The organism is Variovorax sp. P4_D9, assembly GCF_056401695.1.
The window spans coordinates 1-667 of sequence record NZ_JBFUIU010001700.1 but is presented as its reverse complement, the minus strand read 5'-3'; the positions used below and the strand labels follow the sequence as shown (position 1 = coordinate 667).

Sequence of the window (667 nt, the reverse complement as noted above, 5' to 3'; positions counted from 1 at the left end):
AGGCTTGGTGTACCGTACACAACCCGTTACGTTTTTTCTCGCATCGGCGCGACCGGGTCAGCGGCCGCTTCGCTGCCTGCATCTGGCGCGTTTGAACGGGCCCTGGCCGCCTGGATCGCGGCCTCGCGCTCGGCGGCTTCGCGTGCCTTGATTGCCCGCCGCCGGGCCGGGGTGCCCATCAGGTAGACCACCAGTGCCACCGGCAGAAGGCCGTAAAGTAGAAAGGTGAAGATCGCACCCAGCACGGTGCCGGTGGTGTTGGTGGCCTCGGCGACCGCCATCATCAGGGCAACATAGAGCCACGCGATCACAACGAGGTGCATAGATGATGTTTTCAGGAAGGTTTGGCGGGCCGCACTGGTGGGGCCCCTGCGAATGCAGCATACTCAAAACCTGTTTGGACGAGGTGAGGCAGCAGGAGACATCATGAATCACGCACAGGCCATGGGAGCCGAGACTTTCGCGCCCTTTCAGCAGGCGCTCACGCAGGGATGGGAGAAAGCCCTCGAATCTTTTCAATCGCTCGGCGCGCCGGGGGGCGCCTCGGTAGGAGCGCCCTGGAGCCGCGCCCTTTCAGCAGGCGCTCACGCAGGGATGGGAGAAAGCCCTCGAATCTTTTCAATCGCTCGGCGCGCCGGGGGGCGCCTCGGTAGGAGCGCCCTGGAGC

At 64.5% G+C, this 667-nt stretch carries 1 protein-coding gene; it reads left to right on the top strand.

The window, feature by feature from the left end; all coding sequences use genetic code 11:
* Window positions 1-95 (top strand): laccase domain-containing protein (locus AC1DY5_RS57845; RefSeq protein WP_478123072.1); only part of this gene is annotated, 95 nt, incomplete at its 5' end.
* Window positions 96-667: the final 572 nt, after the last annotated feature.